The organism is Pseudomonadota bacterium, from assembly GCA_026388215.1.
Classification (GTDB): domain Bacteria; phylum Desulfobacterota; class Syntrophorhabdia; order Syntrophorhabdales; family Syntrophorhabdaceae; genus JAPLKF01.
The window spans coordinates 1-14,390 of record JAPLKF010000025.1 but is presented as its reverse complement, the minus strand read 5'-3'; the positions used below and the strand labels follow the sequence as shown (position 1 = coordinate 14,390).

The 14,390-nt window shown below is 39.5% G+C and carries 14 protein-coding genes; 11 read left to right on the top strand and 3 right to left on the bottom strand.

Going from position 1 to position 14,390, the window contains the following annotated elements:
* Positions 1–63 precede the first annotated feature (63 nt).
* Genes NTU69_01935 through NTU69_01925 form a run of 3 tightly spaced genes read right to left on the bottom strand, consistent with a single transcriptional unit; the run spans position 64 to position 2,426 of the window.
* Positions 64–1,005 carry a biotin-dependent carboxyltransferase family protein gene (locus NTU69_01935; GenBank protein MCX5802287.1) on the bottom strand — a complete coding sequence of 314 codons (942 nt, stop codon included), beginning with the start codon at positions 1,003–1,005 and terminating at the stop codon, positions 64–66.
* Complete coding sequence (pxpB, locus tag NTU69_01930; GenBank protein MCX5802286.1) at positions 1,002–1,643, bottom strand: 5-oxoprolinase subunit PxpB; 642 nt, start codon at positions 1,641–1,643, stop codon at positions 1,002–1,004. Before pxpB ends, NTU69_01935 begins: the two co-directional genes overlap by 4 nt.
* Before the next feature lie 3 nt (positions 1,644–1,646).
* Positions 1,647–2,426 (bottom strand): LamB/YcsF family protein, encoded by a 780-nt coding sequence (locus NTU69_01925; GenBank protein ID MCX5802285.1) that lies wholly within the window; start codon positions 2,424–2,426, stop codon positions 1,647–1,649.
* Between the two features lie 151 nt (positions 2,427–2,577).
* Between NTU69_01925 and NTU69_01920 the strand changes: the two genes are divergently transcribed.
* The 11 genes from NTU69_01920 to NTU69_01870 form a co-directional block, all read left to right on the top strand.
* Positions 2,578–3,186 carry a LysE family transporter gene (locus NTU69_01920; protein MCX5802284.1) on the top strand — a complete coding sequence of 203 codons (609 nt, stop codon included), beginning with the start codon at positions 2,578–2,580 and terminating at the stop codon, positions 3,184–3,186.
* A 200-nt stretch (positions 3,187–3,386) separates the two neighbouring features.
* The gene (gene yedE, locus NTU69_01915) at positions 3,387–4,451 is read left to right on the top strand and encodes a YedE family putative selenium transporter (GenBank protein MCX5802283.1); all 1,065 of its coding nucleotides are present in this window, start codon (positions 3,387–3,389) and stop codon (positions 4,449–4,451) included.
* 18 nt (positions 4,452–4,469) lie between these two features.
* Positions 4,470–4,697: a sulfurtransferase TusA family protein gene (locus NTU69_01910; GenBank protein ID MCX5802282.1), complete on the top strand. Its 228-nt coding sequence runs from the start codon at positions 4,470–4,472 to the stop codon at positions 4,695–4,697.
* Between the two features lie 34 nt (positions 4,698–4,731).
* Positions 4,732–5,334: a lytic transglycosylase domain-containing protein gene (locus NTU69_01905; protein ID MCX5802281.1), complete on the top strand. Its 603-nt coding sequence runs from the start codon at positions 4,732–4,734 to the stop codon at positions 5,332–5,334.
* Between the two features lie 52 nt (positions 5,335–5,386).
* Entirely contained in the window at positions 5,387–8,554 is a 3,168-nt protein-coding gene (gene mfd / locus NTU69_01900; protein MCX5802280.1) for a transcription-repair coupling factor, read from the top strand.
* 134 nt (positions 8,555–8,688) lie between these two features.
* Complete coding sequence (locus tag NTU69_01895; GenBank protein ID MCX5802279.1) at positions 8,689–9,585, top strand: peptidylprolyl isomerase; 897 nt, start codon at positions 8,689–8,691, stop codon at positions 9,583–9,585.
* Entirely contained in the window at positions 9,582–10,511 is a 930-nt protein-coding gene (locus NTU69_01890) for a peptidylprolyl isomerase (GenBank protein MCX5802278.1), read from the top strand. Before NTU69_01895 ends, NTU69_01890 begins: the two co-directional genes overlap by 4 nt.
* A gap of 11 nt (positions 10,512–10,522) precedes the next feature.
* Positions 10,523–11,455 (top strand): 4-hydroxythreonine-4-phosphate dehydrogenase PdxA, encoded by a 933-nt coding sequence (pdxA, locus tag NTU69_01885; protein MCX5802277.1) that lies wholly within the window; start codon positions 10,523–10,525, stop codon positions 11,453–11,455.
* Positions 11,456–11,608: 153 nt separating this feature from the next.
* Positions 11,609–12,643 carry a TRAP transporter substrate-binding protein gene (locus tag NTU69_01880; protein ID MCX5802276.1) on the top strand — a complete coding sequence of 345 codons (1,035 nt, stop codon included), beginning with the start codon at positions 11,609–11,611 and terminating at the stop codon, positions 12,641–12,643.
* A gap of 96 nt (positions 12,644–12,739) precedes the next feature.
* Positions 12,740–13,225: a TRAP transporter small permease gene (locus NTU69_01875; protein MCX5802275.1), complete on the top strand. Its 486-nt coding sequence runs from the start codon at positions 12,740–12,742 to the stop codon at positions 13,223–13,225.
* 2 nt (positions 13,226–13,227) lie between these two features.
* Positions 13,228–14,390: TRAP transporter large permease (locus tag NTU69_01870; protein ID MCX5802274.1), on the top strand; the 1,163-nt coding region annotated here is incomplete at its 3' end.

The following is a 14,390-nucleotide window of genomic DNA, read 5'->3' as shown; positions in this document are numbered from 1 at the left end:
ATAAACCTCCTCCTTAAGATAAAACTGTACATATTATAATCAATTCACCCAATTATAATCAATTCACCCAAAGTATGTCATCAAATATTTTCTCTTTTTTTTCACCCATAATGTTTCTGCCTGTTCTATGCCTAACATCTGAAACAATACTTTATCCTTGGGCTTCAGATGGGCAAGCATGTCTATATCAATCCTGGCAACTGTTGCAATCCTTGCGTAACCCCCCACAGACCTTTCATAAAGCATGATAATGGGTTGCCCGTCACCCGGTATCTGAATAGTACCCGGCAGTATCCCTTCAGAAATAATGCTTTTGTCGACTTTCTCCCTGAACAACAATGGTTTACCTTCCAGCCTGATTCCTGTTCTGTTTAATTTTGTAGAAACCGAGTAAGTGTTTTCACTGTGGTTTTTTAAAAAGTCTTCCAGAGAGTTGGGCGTAAAATGTCCTATTTCAGGCCCTTCTGTAGTTCTCAACAGATGAGGCGGGTTCATGGATGGTATGTACCTTTCAGCCACAGCATTTTCCTCTTCAATCCTGACATTATTAAACTCAATGATATCGCCTTTCATAAGGGGTCTCCCCTTATATCCGCCAAACCTGCATTCCAGATTTGTTGAAAAGCTCTCTATTGCCTTTTCTAATACCATGTCCCCTGAAAAACCTACATAGTACCTCAACCCCTCTGTTACTTCTTTTACCCTTAATATGCTGCCTTTTGTTGCCTTAAAAGATGTCCATGATTTCAAAGGCACATCGTTGATATATGCTGAAACTTTTGCGCCTGTAATGGCACATGTAATATCCACATCAAACATGATGGCAAAACCGCTGCCCATAACCTCCATCACAGGAGAATCCGTGTGATTTCCGGTAAGGTAATTCAGAGTGCTGTATGCAAAATTATCCAGGGCAGAAGATGGAGGAACGCCAATATCGCCATACCCGTATCTTCCGTTATCAACTATTATGGCAAGCCATCCAGGATTAAAAATTTCTATCATATTTTGATAAACCTTACCTTGTCGCCAATTTGGAGCAAGCTGTAAGGCTCCTTTTTATAATCAAAGAGCTTTTTGTCGGTTTTCCCTATAATCCTCCATCCCGCAGGAGATTCAAATGGGTATATACCTGTTTGAAGTTGTGCAAGTCCAACAGAGCCTTCCGGAACCTTCAAACGTGGGGTCTCGAGCCTCGGTGCATACAACCGCTTATCAAGCGTGCCGAGATAGGGGAATCCGGGCATAAAACCCACTGTAAAAACCGTATATATTACGGATGTATGAATTTCAATCACCTCATTATCTGAAAGCCCTGAATACTCGCAAACAAACTCCATGTCGGGCCCGCATTCCCCGCCGTACATGACAGGAATTTCGTGTTGGGCAGGTTGAGGAATTTCAATAGCATCAAGTTCCCCATGCCTTTCAGTTATTAAAGATACGATATTCTCAAACGAAATGGCGTTATTGTTGAAATTGATAACACATGAATTAAACGAAGGAATTATGTCTATAAACTCTTTTAGACGGAGGGATTTAAGAAAATAATAATATCGCCTGACCTTTTCATGAGTCTCAAGGTCAATTGAATTGCCAAAAACTATCCGGATCCCGCTTTCGCCATACCTATAAAGGTTCATCTGCTAAATAAAATCACACAAAGGCTTTATCTCAATTCGCTCATTCGCAGCATACTCACGGATTTTTTTAACGCCCTCTATACTTTCCATATTGTCTCCATGGATACACATAGTATCAATATCCATTTCAATCCAGCGATTGTTTACACTCTTAATACCTCTTTCTCTCACCATTTTGATTGCCCTTTTTGCAATAATATCTGGATTTTTTAATACTGCTTCTTTGTGTTTCCTGGGGAGAAGTTCTCCTTCATCTGTATACATTCTATCTGGGAATGCTTCCAGGGCAAGTCTTATTCCTTTGTCCTTACAGGTTTTTTTTAACTCAGCGCTTCTTTTAGTACCAAGCGTTACGAACACAATATTTCCAAATGCCTTCCTGATAGAGGCTACAATGTTTAAAAATAACTTCTCTTCATTAACCAAAAAATTGTAGAGGGCACCATGGAGCTTGACATGCTGTAATGGCATCCCGGATAAGCCAAGAAATCCCTTTAATGCTCCAATCTGATATATCACTGAGTTTATAAGCTCTTTTTCGCTTAAATCCATAAACCTTCTGCCAAAACCCAGCATATCAGGATAACCGGGGTGTGCCCCGACCATTACATTGTGCTCTTTACATAAATTTACCGTCTTTTCCATCACATCCGGGTCAGAGGCATGAAAACCACAGGCGATATTAGAAGATGTAATATATTTGATTACCTCTTCATCATTTCCTATTTTGTAAGTCCCGAAGGACTCACCCATATCGCAATTTATATCTACAACAAAACCCATATAGGGATATTAACAAAAAATCATACTGTTGTGAATAAATTTTATTTGCAGCATAGAAAACAGATTTCTTTTAGCAAATTATGGTATATAAATACCGTAACCGTGAACGGTTATCTATGAACAGGATATGAGTTTATTTAGCCTTTTCTCCGTGGGATTTATTTTAGGATTGACCGGGGCAATGGCTCCAGGTCCACTCCTCACAATCACAATAAGCGAGTCAGCAAAAAGGGGTGGCATAGTTGGGCCAATGGTTGTTCTCGGGCATGGCATCCTTGAGTTTGCATTACTGCTCATAATAGTATTCGGCCTCGGTAATATCCTCAATAATAAAGTCCTATTTTCTGTTATCGCCTTCATTGGCGGAATAATATTGATATACATGGGTTATAGCACGATAAAAGGCCTGAAAGGTTATACACTATCTGTTACACCAACCGAGAAGCGTCAGGGTATCCATCCTGTATTTTCAGGTATAGTAGTAAGCCTCTCTAACCCTTACTGGTTTATATGGTGGATTACAATAGGTATGGGTTATGTAATGTTTGCAAAAGAGCTCGGCATCAGGGGTGTTCTTGCCTTCTTTATGGGACATATACTCTCAGACCTCGTGTGGTATAGTTTTGTCTCATACGGGATTCAGTTCGGAGGAAGATATGCAAATACAAAGGTTATCAAGGCAATCTTACTTGTATGCAGTCTATTTCTGATAGTTTTTGGAATCCTCTTTGTAATCAAGGGTTATAAATTTATCGGATAAATCAGAAACCTTTCATTCTTAATTTCAATTGGACAAACAGCTGAAATAAATTTAAAAATGAATCATTGAAGCATCAATGATTAGTCTATCTGGTCTTTTTGGTCTATCTCGTTGCCGTGGTTTGTAACCAAACAGACAAAATAGACAAGAAAGACGGAATAACAAATAACTGGTTGCTAATTCCTAAGCATGGAGGTTCTATGGAATTTTTTAAAAATCACTGGAAAATAATCTCATGTGGTATCTTTATAGGTATTGTTGCCACCCTTCTCCAGAAATTTGGCAACCCTGCAAATATGGGGATATGTGTTGCCTGTTTTGAGAGGGATATTGCAGGGGGTCTGGGGTTCCACCGGGCAGCGGTCGTCCAGTATATAAGGCCCGAGATCCTCGCCTTTGTCCTGGGCTCATTCGTGTCGAGCCTCATTTTCAGGGAATTCAAGCCGAGGGGCGGTTCTCTCCCCTTCGTGCGGTTCTTCCTCGGTTTTTTCGCTATGTTTGGTGCCCTTGTCTTCCTTGGCTGTCCGTGGAGGGCACTGCTCCGGCTTGCAGGTGGAGACTGGAATGCAGTAAGCGGCATTGCCGGTTTGATTGTTGGTATATATGCAGGCGTTCAGTTTATAAAAAATGGTTACACCCTTGGAAGAAACTACCCTGCATACAGATTTTCGGGTCTGTTCATGCCCATTTTAATGTTTGCCCTGCTCCTGCTCTTGCTCATTAACCCCGGCTCAGCAAACGTGGCACCATTTTTTAGCATTAAAGGTCCAGGCTCCCAACACGCACCTATAATATTTTCCTTCTCTGCAGCCTTTTTGATCGGCATCTTTGCTCAGCGAACAAGGTTCTGCACCATGGGGGCAATAAGGGATATAATAATCCTGAGGGATTTTCACCTTGCAAGCGGTGTTATCGGTCTTATCCTGTTTGCCTTTTTTTCCAACCTTGTCCTCGGCCAATTTCATCCAGGCTTTACAGGCCAGCCTATTGCCCATACAAACCAGGCATGGAATTTTCTCAGCATGGTACTATCTGGCCTCGCCTATGCACTGGCCGGTGGCTGTCCGGGAAGGCAACTTTTCATGTCCGGTGAAGGCGACACAGACGCCGGTGTTTTTGTCATTGGCATGATTGTTGGTGCAGGCTTCGCACACAACTTTGCTATAGCCGCCTCACCTGCTGGCATTGCACTCTGGAGCCCATTTGCGGTAGTGGCAGGTTTATTGTTTTGCATAGCCACGGGATTTCTTATTAGAAAAAAATAGCATAGGAAGGAGACGAGAATGGATAAAACATACCTTGATCTGAGGGGGCTTTCTTGCCCACAGCCTGTATTTGAAACCAAAAAAGCGATAGAAGACCCTTCATTCGATACCATGGAAGTTCTTATCGATACAAAGGTAGCACTGGAAAACATAAAACGTCTTTTAAGTAATAGAAAGAATATTCAGTATTCTGTTGAAGAAGGGGGAGAGGACTATAAGGTTACCATCTTCAGATTAAAAGGTTGACATCTTCATCAAGCTGTTGTATTTAAATACACAAATGACTTTTCGTAACAGATTAACAATTTTATTCATTTCCCTTATGGTGATGCTCTGTTTTACATGTGCCCACTACACCTATACCAAGGTTTTCCCCTCAGACAAGGTCAAAAAGGAAAGGGCCGTTAGTCAAATTACCCAATATATAAAAGACGAAAATGTAAGATTAGAGGAAGATGAACTAAAAACCATTGCACAAATTGTGTATGAAGAATCTAAACTGTACGGAGTAGACTATAGACTCGTACTTGCAATGATGAAGGTTGAGAGCAATTTCAGGAATAATATGGTGTCTCCAAGAGGAGCAAGGGGGCTTCTACAGATAAAACCCTCCCTTGCAAAATTTATCGCCAAGGATGTAGGGATAAAATGGGGTGGTGCAAAAACCCTTAACGAACCTGATACTAATATAAAAATAGGTGTTCATTTCTTCTCCAAACTCATGGAAGACTTTGATAACATCAACATGGCGCTCCACGCATATAATATGGGCCCTACAAGATTGAAAGAGATTTTAAGTGAAAAAAACAAACCAAAAAATACCTTTTTAAACCTTGTACTAAAAGAATATAATAAAAACATCTTAATACTGCCAGCCCCCTGAGATTTGATAGGAGCCCTCCGATCAACCTTACAAAGGGGAGGGTGGGAAAATTATGTACAATTTTCAAAAAACAGGTTTTATCTACATTACCGGGAAGATAGGTTCTTTCATATCCTTTCTACTCTCAAATATTAATAGGAAAACCATAATCTTTTATGAAACAGAGGATGAAGCATTACTGTTTAAAGAAGAGATAGAATTTTTCTCTAAAAGAACTGTGTACCTCTTCCCAATCTATGCAAACAGGGTGTTTGAAAAAGAAGACGAGGTAAAAAGGATAAGCTTTCTCTATCACCTGATCTCTGACGATGTGTTCATCGGTATTTATCCATATAATGGAATAAGACATCCTTTAATCGGACAGAATACAATATTGAACAACATTAAGGAGATTAAATTTGGTGACACAATCTTTCAGGAAGAACTCGTAAGCTATCTTGAAAATTCAGGGTATGAACTGACTGCGCTGGTAAGAGAAGAGGGTGATTATGCAAAAAGAGGAAGCATTATTGATATATTCTCTCCCTCCTATAACAAACCGATAAGATTAGAACTTCTCGGCGACCAGGTGTTATCTATCCGTTTTTTTGACCCCTCGACACAAAGGTCAAGCAAGGAAATAGAACTATGCAATCTCACGCCTGCGAAAACACTCTCAGGTGAAAATACCACAATACTGGATTATATAAACGAAAACATGGTTCTCGTCCATAAAGGGGTTAATTACGTCGCACAAGAAATTGAGGATGTTGAAGACGGGTCTCATTTAGAAAACCTTAAAAGAAAAATACGTTCAAACTTAAATATAGATATTTCAGGAGTAAAAGGGGAAGAGGAAGGCAAAACAATCGAAGCATTATCCAATGAGGACTTAAGACACCTTTTCGAAATAAAAAGAACAGAAATATTCAAAACGCTCTCAGAGAAAATGAAGAAAGAGTGGAGTGTATGGGAATATATTTATGTATTCGCCAGTAGCCAACATCAGGGAGAAAGGTTACAGGAAATCTTTAAAAACTACGATGTCTCCCTTCCTATACTTAAAGAAATATCATTTTTAGATAAGGAAAAAGAGTGGGGCATTGTTGTCGGACCATTACGCAGAGGATTTCGAACTGATAATGTTATTGTGCTTACAGAAGAAGACATTGTGGGGCCCAAAAAAAGGGTAGTGAAAAAGAAGTGGGATGGTTTTGACGAGTTTCTCAACTCCTTTAAAGACCTGAATGTCGGTGAATGGGTTGTCCATATAGAACATGGGATTGGAATTTATAAAGGAATTACGGAATTAAAGATAGATGGATATACAAAGGATTTTCTTTTAATTGAGTATCAGGATAGAGATAAGCTTTACGTGCCTATTGATGACCTGCACCTCGTTCAAAAATTTATTGGGGGCGAAAGGTATAAGCCAAAAATAGACAAACTCGGTTCACAATTCTGGAGGAACACAAAAAACAAGGTAAAAAGGCATGTGGAAGACATCGCACAAGAACTTCTTGAAATATATGCAGAAAGAGAATTGACAACAGGTTATAGCTATCCTCCTGAAGATGAGCTATTCAGAGAAATGGAATCGAGTTTTGAATATGAGGAGACAGAAGGCCAGTTACAGGCAATTGAAGATGTAGTAAACGACCTTAAGGGTAAAAAACCCATGGATAGAGTTATATGTGGAGATGTGGGTTTTGGAAAAACAGAGGTAGCACTCAGGGCATCATTTAAGGCAGCAATGGATAGTAAGCAGGTAGCGTTACTTGTCCCAACCACCATCCTTGCACAGCAACACTATAAAACTTTCACAGACAGGTTAAGGGACTATCCTATGAACATTGAAATGTTAAGCAGATTCAGGTCAAAAGATGAACAGAAAATGATTATAGAAGCATTAAAAAAAGGAACAATAGATATTGTAATTGGCACCCATAGACTTCTGCAAAAGGATTTATGCTTTAAAGATCTTGGACTACTTATAATTGATGAGGAACACAGATTTGGCGTAAAACATAAAGAAAGGTTAAAGCTTCTTAAAAAAGGTGTGGATGTCCTCACATTAAGTGCAACACCTATTCCGAGAACACTATATATGGCAACAACAGGCATAAAAGATCTAAGCATTATAAACACACCCCCCCTTGACAGGCTTGCAGTAAAAACATTCGTTGTCAAATTTAAGGATGAACTCATAAAAAAAGGCATCGTGGATGAATTGCAAAGAGGCGGCCAGGTATTCTTTGTACATAATTATATCCACAACATAGGCGTTGTATATGAACATTTAAAGAAACTTCTTCCGGATATAAGGATTGCAATTGCCCATGGAAGGACAAAAGAAAAACAACTGGAAAAGATCATGCTGGATTTCATAGACAAGAAGTACGATGTGCTGCTCTCAACAAATATTATTGAATCTGGTCTGGATATTCCAAATGTGAATACAATATTTATCAATAATGCACACAAATTGGGCCTCGCCGATCTGTACCAGCTCAGGGGCAGAGTGGGAAGAAGCATTAAACAGGCCTACGCCTACCTTCTTGTCCCAAAAGATGAAGTCCTTACCAGAGATGCAATGATGAGATTAAAGATCATTGAAGAAATGACTGAGCTCGGGTCAGGTTTTCATATAGCAAACTATGACCTCGAAATAAGAGGTGCCGGTAACTTACTCGGCAAGGAACAGTCGGGCAATATTAACCTTATTGGATTTGAATTATACTGTAGCATGCTCGAAGAGGCCATCAAGAAATTAAAAAGCAAAGAAGAGCCAAAAGAGGAAGAAATTGTAACCGAAATCAATATACCGATTGATGCCTTTATCCCAGATGCATATATTGAAGACCCGACTCAGAAACTCCTCACCTACAAAAGACTTTCAAGGGTCAGGGATGAAACAGAGCTGAAAGAGATAGAAGAGGAGTTGAAAGACCGGTATGGTATTATTCCTGAACCCTTAAAAAATTTGTTGGAAATTATATCATTAAAATGCCTTTTAACAAGGGCAAAAATCAGAAGGCTGGAGCATTCAGCAAAACAAATAATCGTGCATGTGACGGACTATACGCCCATAAATATGAAAAGAATCTTAAAACTTGTAAAAGAGAATCAAGACAAGATAAAACTACTACCAGATGGGAAGATTATTATGCAAACCGATAAAAAGGCAAAAGAACTTATCAGTTTAACAAAAAATATATTGATGGACATTATTTCTATATGATATAACAGAATAATAGGCGTTCAGCTGTTAGCGATTAGCCCTCGGTTTTTTATAGCTTGTAAACCTAACAGCCTTGACTGTTATTAATGAAAGCTAGCCACTGAATGCTTACGACAAAAAAATGAGGTGAATGAATGAAAAAATTCGTTATCTTTCTATTAATAGTCTTATTTATTTTTTCGTGTTCAAAGAAAGAGGGGGGTAAGGTCCTCGTTACGATAGACAATGATACGATAACCCTTGAAGAATTTAATAAAGAACTTGATAGAATACCGATAAATATGAAGATGCTGGTTGCCACAGAGAGTGGCAAGAAGAGTTATTTAGATAGATTAATAGTAAAGCGGCTGCTCCTTAGAGAAGCAAAAAAAGAAAAGGTGGATAACGAAAAAGATTTTCAAGAAAAGCTCACAGACATAAAGGAACAGCTTCTAATGGAGTCGTTATTAAAAAAGAAGATCAACGTTGATTCAAAGACAACTGATGTGGATTTAAAGAAATATTATGATACACATAAAGAAGATTTTAAAAGAGAAAAAGAGATAAATACCCGACACATCCTTTTAAAGACTGAAGAAGAAGCAAAACAGATTCAGAGCAGGCTTCTAAAAGGGGAAGACTTTGTGGAGCTGGCAAAACAATACTCTATCGACCCAAATGCAAAAACAACAGGGGGTGAAATAGGTTTCCATCCCAAAGGGACATTACTCCCCGAATACGAAGGGGTTGCCTTTAAACTGAGCAAGGCCGGGCAGATAAGCGGCATTGTGAAAACCCAGTTTGGATATCATATAATAAGGTTAGAGGGGATGAAGGCACCTTCTTATGTACCCTTTGACGAAGTAAAGGATTTTATAAAACAGAAGATATCCCAGGAAAAGCAAAAAGAGATATTAGAAAAATACATAGAAGATTTGAAAAAAGCTGCCAAAATTACAATCAATGAAGAACTGTTAAAGGCAGAAAAACCGGAAAAACAGGATAAACAAGAAAAACCGGAAAAGACAGAAACGCCTTTACCTAAAAAATGAGCTTTCTTTATGTAACAATCTTTTTTATTCTCTCTTTCTTTCTTCCAACGCTTTCCCACTGTGAGGTAGTAGATAGAGTAATTGCTATTGTGAATGATGACATCATAACACTCAAAGAATTAGAAAAGCACGTCCACGTTGAGAAACAGGGAAGATTCGTATCTGTCAACGAATACTTTAGAAATATACAATTGAGGGAAAAGATAGATACGTTTATCGAATTATTGCTTATCAAACAACAGGCAAAAAAATTAAAAATTGAAATATCTGATAAAGAGGTTGAAAACGTTATAGAGGGTATAAAAAAACAACATCTCATTACAGAAGTAGAATTAAAAGAACAATTAAAAAAAGAAAATATTATTTATAAGGATTTTTATGAAGGTATAAGAATGAGTATACTTCGGAATAAGGTCCTGACCCGCGTCATATCGCCCGAGGTACTGGTTACCGAGAATAACCTGAAGGAGTATTACAGCAAACACACGGAAGAATACAGAGAAGAAGAGTATAAATTACAGCAAATATTTATATCAAATCAGAGAAAGGATGCCCAGCAGAGAGTTCAGGCTGCGTATAAACTCTTACAAGAAGGAAAACCATTTGAAACAGTTGCTAAAGATTTCTCTGATGACCCTTCGGGCTCACATGGGGGCGATATCGGGTTTGTCAAAAAAGAAGAGCTTATACCTGAGCTCAGGCAAGGGCTCAACCTGATTATGCCAGGCATGTATACCCATGTATTGATGACACCATATGGGTTACACATCCTTAAGCTCATCGAAATAAAAAAAGGTGGTACCATTACCTTTGAGACATTAAAGGATAAAATCCATGAAAGGATCGTCCAGGAGGAATCAGAAAAAAGATATAAGGAATATATCGACAAACTGAGAAAGTCCTCATACATAGAGGTTAAAATCTGAAAAGAATTGCAATAACAATGGGAGATCCCGCAGGAATTGGCGGGGAAGTTATTCTAAAATCCTTGACACATATCTGCAAAAAAAGCATCCCTGTATTAATCGGCGATATCAGTATTATTAACCACTTAACAAAAAGTCTGTTTGGAGATAAGAAGCTCATCCTTAAAGGATTCAAAGAGGGTAATATAGGGGGTGCCGAATTCATAGATCTTGGATTATTAAACACTATAAGGTTTGGCACATCAGATTCAAGGTATGGTGAGGCCTCATACAAATACATAATAGAGGCGTTGAAGCTTGTTTGTTCAGGGGAAGTTTCAGCTATCGTCACATGCCCCATCAATAAAAAATCGATTCATATGGCAGGCATACAATTTATAGGCCATACAGAACTCCTTGCCTACTATGGCGGCGTAACCGATTATGTAATGATGATGGCTAATAGGAGCATGCGTGTATCCCTTGTAACGATACACATCCCGCTTAAAAATGTAGAAAGCCTGCTATCCATTGAAAGGATATTTAAATGCATCTCCATCACCAATAATTCCCTGAAGACCTATTTTGGTATTAAAGAACCCCATATCAAGGTATGCGGGCTTAACCCTCATGCAGGAGAGCAAGGTCTCATTGGCAATGAAGAAGCAATAATTAAAGAAGCAATTGACCTTGCAAGGTCATTAAACATGCATGCAGAAGGGCCATTTCCTGCAGATACCCTATTCCATAAGGTTGATTGTGATGCCTTTATTGCAATGTACCATGATCAAGGTCTTATTCCAGTGAAAACTGTTGATTTTAGAAAAACTGTGAATATAACATTAGGACTACCTTTTATACGCACCTCCCCCGGGCATGGGACAGGCTTTGACATAGCAGGTAGGGGGGTCGCAGATCCATCAGGCCTGATAGAAGCTTACAGGGTAGCGGAAAGTATGGTCTAAAAACTTCTTGACAAAAACATAACGATAAAGTAGAAAGTGTACTGGATACAGTATACAAACAAGCTTTTATGATACAATATAAAAAGGGGAGGTGATAATCAAAAAAGGTGGTATAATTTGGATCAAACTTAAACAATAAAAGGGGGTATACGTATGGATTTAAAAAGACTAATATTAATATTTATTGCTATCACTTTCTTATTCAGCCTTAATCTTTCAATACCGAAAAACGCACACAGCCAGGCAACAATAACACTCAAGTACGCCAACTTCCCACCTGCACCTACATTCCCGTGTGTCCAGATGGAGAGATGGGCAAAAGAGGTTGAAAAAAGAACAAATGGAAAGGTCAAGGTTCAGACATTTCCGGGTGGTACATTGCTTCCTGCCAAAAGTATTTTTGACGGTGTGATTTCAGGGCAAGCGGATATTGGCAATTTTGCCATGAGTTACCAGCCAGGCCGTTTCCCCATTTCAGAGGCCATTGACCTGCCAGTAGGATTTTCAAGTGCAAAAGCGGCAAGCCTTGCACTTCTTGACCTTGTTGAAAAATACAATGCTAAAGAATTTGAAAAGGTAAAAATCCTTACTATGTTCACATGTCCACCGGCAAATATCATGACCAAGACACCTGTAAAATCGCTAAAAGATTTAAAGGGAATGGAGTTGAGGGTAGGAGGTACACAGGCAGATATAATAAAAAACTTAGGCGGTATACCGGTCGCTATGCCGCAGTCCGATACACCGGAAGCAATCCAGAAGGGCGTGGTGAAGGGACATGTATCTTCAATGGAGGTCCTCAAAGATTTTAACTATGCAGCCTATACTCCAAATGTAACCATTGCAAACCTATGGGTTGTTACCTTTGCAGTTGTAATGAATAAAGACAAATGGAACTCACTTCCTGCGGATGTAAAAAAATTATTCAACGATATGAAACGTGAACAGGCAGAATGGACAGGTAAATATGTGGATGACCATGTCCAGGAATCGCTTGCCTGGTCAAAAGAGAAATACAATCTTCAGATCTATGAACTTTCAGCCTCTGAAAAAGCGGAGATTCCAAAACTCTTGAATCCTATAATAAGTGCATACGTAAAGAAAGTGAATGCCTTAGGTCTTCCTGGCGATCAGATACTCAAAGATGTGTATTCACTGAAAGCAAAGTACGAGAAGATTTACAAATAACAGCACATGTGTAAAAAAGGTGCTCAGATGCCTGGGCACCTTTTTTAAGTCAGAAAAATAGTATACACTAACGTTACCTATCGGCGGAGGGAGATAATGAAGTATCTTGAAAAGTTTGAAGGTTACCTCAATAAAATCATGCTGATTTTGGGTGGTATATCGGTACTTTTACTCATGGCTATTGCCACAATCAATGTCACTTTAAGAATATTCCATATCCCTTTTAGAGGTGCTTATGAGATAGTCTCCTTTTTGGGTGCCATTGTAATTGCCTTTGCCCTGGGTTACACACAGAGAACAAAATCCAACATCCTTGTAGATATACTGACAGAGAAGTTCCCAAAAAAGGTAAACAGGGTGCTTGATGGGATAAACTACTTTATCACTATGATATTTTTTGCTGTAATTTCATGGCAGACATACCTGTGGGGAATGAAAATATGGGAATCTCATGAGGTCTCAGAAACCCTAAAAATCATTTACCACCCATTTATATTCAGCGTGTCCCTTGGGTTTGCTGTATTATCCTTTACCCTTTTGCTTGATTTTTTTAGAACATTGTTGACTGCAGAGGAGAAATAGACATGGAAGGACCCATTGTAGGTGTATATGGCATCATCATAATGTTCACAATCTTATTTTTTCTCAAGATACCCGCTGCTTTTACCATGGCACTGGTGGGTTTCCTGGGGGTTACCTATGTGACCTCCCTGCAAGCGGCTCTCGGAATGATAGGCACAGATATGTGGAACATCTTCTCAAGTTACGGTTTAACCGTGATCCCCATGTTCATCCTCGTGGGGGAATTCGCCCATTATGGAGGATATAACACGAGCCTGTACAGCGCCACACACAAGTGGTTCGGCCATTACAAAGGGGGTTTAGCGATCACGACCATTATGGCATGCGCCATCTTTTCAGCGATAAGCGGCTCCAATACAGCAACAGCCGCAACTATGAGCTCTGTCGCGATACCGGAGATGAAAAAGTATAACTACCACCCTCAACTCAGTGCCGGCTCTGTTGCCGCAGGTGCAACACTCGGTGTTCTTATACCTCCAAGTATAGTGCTTGTCGTGTATGGAATTTACACAGGTCAATCGATAGGAAAGCTCTTCTTTGGAAATGTGATACCAAGTGCAATACTTACCATTCTCATTGCAGCTACAGTGGTTTATATTTGCTGGCGGCATCCCGATTGGGGGCCAAAGGGACCTAAAAGTACTTGGCTTGAAAGAATAAAGGCTATCCCTGATCTGCTTGACATTTTTATTCTTTTCGCAATCATCATGTATGCCCTTTTTACAGGCGTTGTTACTGCCACAGAAGCAGCGGCTGCAAGCTGTGCAGTTGGCCTTGTCTTATGTCTTATAAGGAGAAAGCTCTCCTGGAAAGGTTTTCTTGCATCCGTAATGGACACGCTCCGCATCTCATGCCTTGTCTTCATGATTGTTGCCGGCGCTGTGATATTCAGTCGTTTCCTTGCTGTCACACGGTTACCCTTTGAGGCAGCAAACATGATTAGCTCTCTTACGTTACCAAACTGGGTGCTCTTATGGATAATCATGTTGTGCTATATTATAGGCGGATGCGTAATGGATGCCCTTGCCTTTCTCCTCGTATCACTCCCTATATTTTATCCAATTGTGATGCAGATGGGCTATGACCCTATATGGTTTGGGCAGGTAATCTGCATCGTAACAACAATGGGGTCAATCATGCCGCCTATTGGCATCTGTTGCTATGT

Coding starts and splice junctions, on each gene's coding strand:
- NTU69_01905 (MCX5802281.1), top strand. CDS start 4,732: ATGACTTTTCGTAACAGATTAACAATTTTATTCATTTCCCTTATGGTG.
- NTU69_01895 (MCX5802279.1), top strand. CDS start 8,689: ATGAAAAAATTCGTTATCTTTCTATTAATAGTCTTATTTATTTTTTCG.
- NTU69_01880 (MCX5802276.1), top strand. CDS start 11,609: ATGGATTTAAAAAGACTAATATTAATATTTATTGCTATCACTTTCTTA.
- pxpB (MCX5802286.1), bottom strand. CDS start 1,643: ATGAACCTTTATAGGTATGGCGAAAGCGGGATCCGGATAGTTTTTGGC.
- NTU69_01935 (MCX5802287.1), bottom strand. CDS start 1,005: ATGATAGAAATTTTTAATCCTGGATGGCTTGCCATAATAGTTGATAAC.
- NTU69_01910 (MCX5802282.1), top strand. CDS start 4,470: ATGGATAAAACATACCTTGATCTGAGGGGGCTTTCTTGCCCACAGCCT.
- NTU69_01925 (MCX5802285.1), bottom strand. CDS start 2,426: ATGGGTTTTGTTGTAGATATAAATTGCGATATGGGTGAGTCCTTCGGG.
- NTU69_01875 (MCX5802275.1), top strand. CDS start 12,740: ATGAAGTATCTTGAAAAGTTTGAAGGTTACCTCAATAAAATCATGCTG.
- NTU69_01890 (MCX5802278.1), top strand. CDS start 9,582: ATGAGCTTTCTTTATGTAACAATCTTTTTTATTCTCTCTTTCTTTCTT.
- mfd (MCX5802280.1), top strand. CDS start 5,387: ATGTACAATTTTCAAAAAACAGGTTTTATCTACATTACCGGGAAGATA.
- yedE (MCX5802283.1), top strand. CDS start 3,387: ATGGAATTTTTTAAAAATCACTGGAAAATAATCTCATGTGGTATCTTT.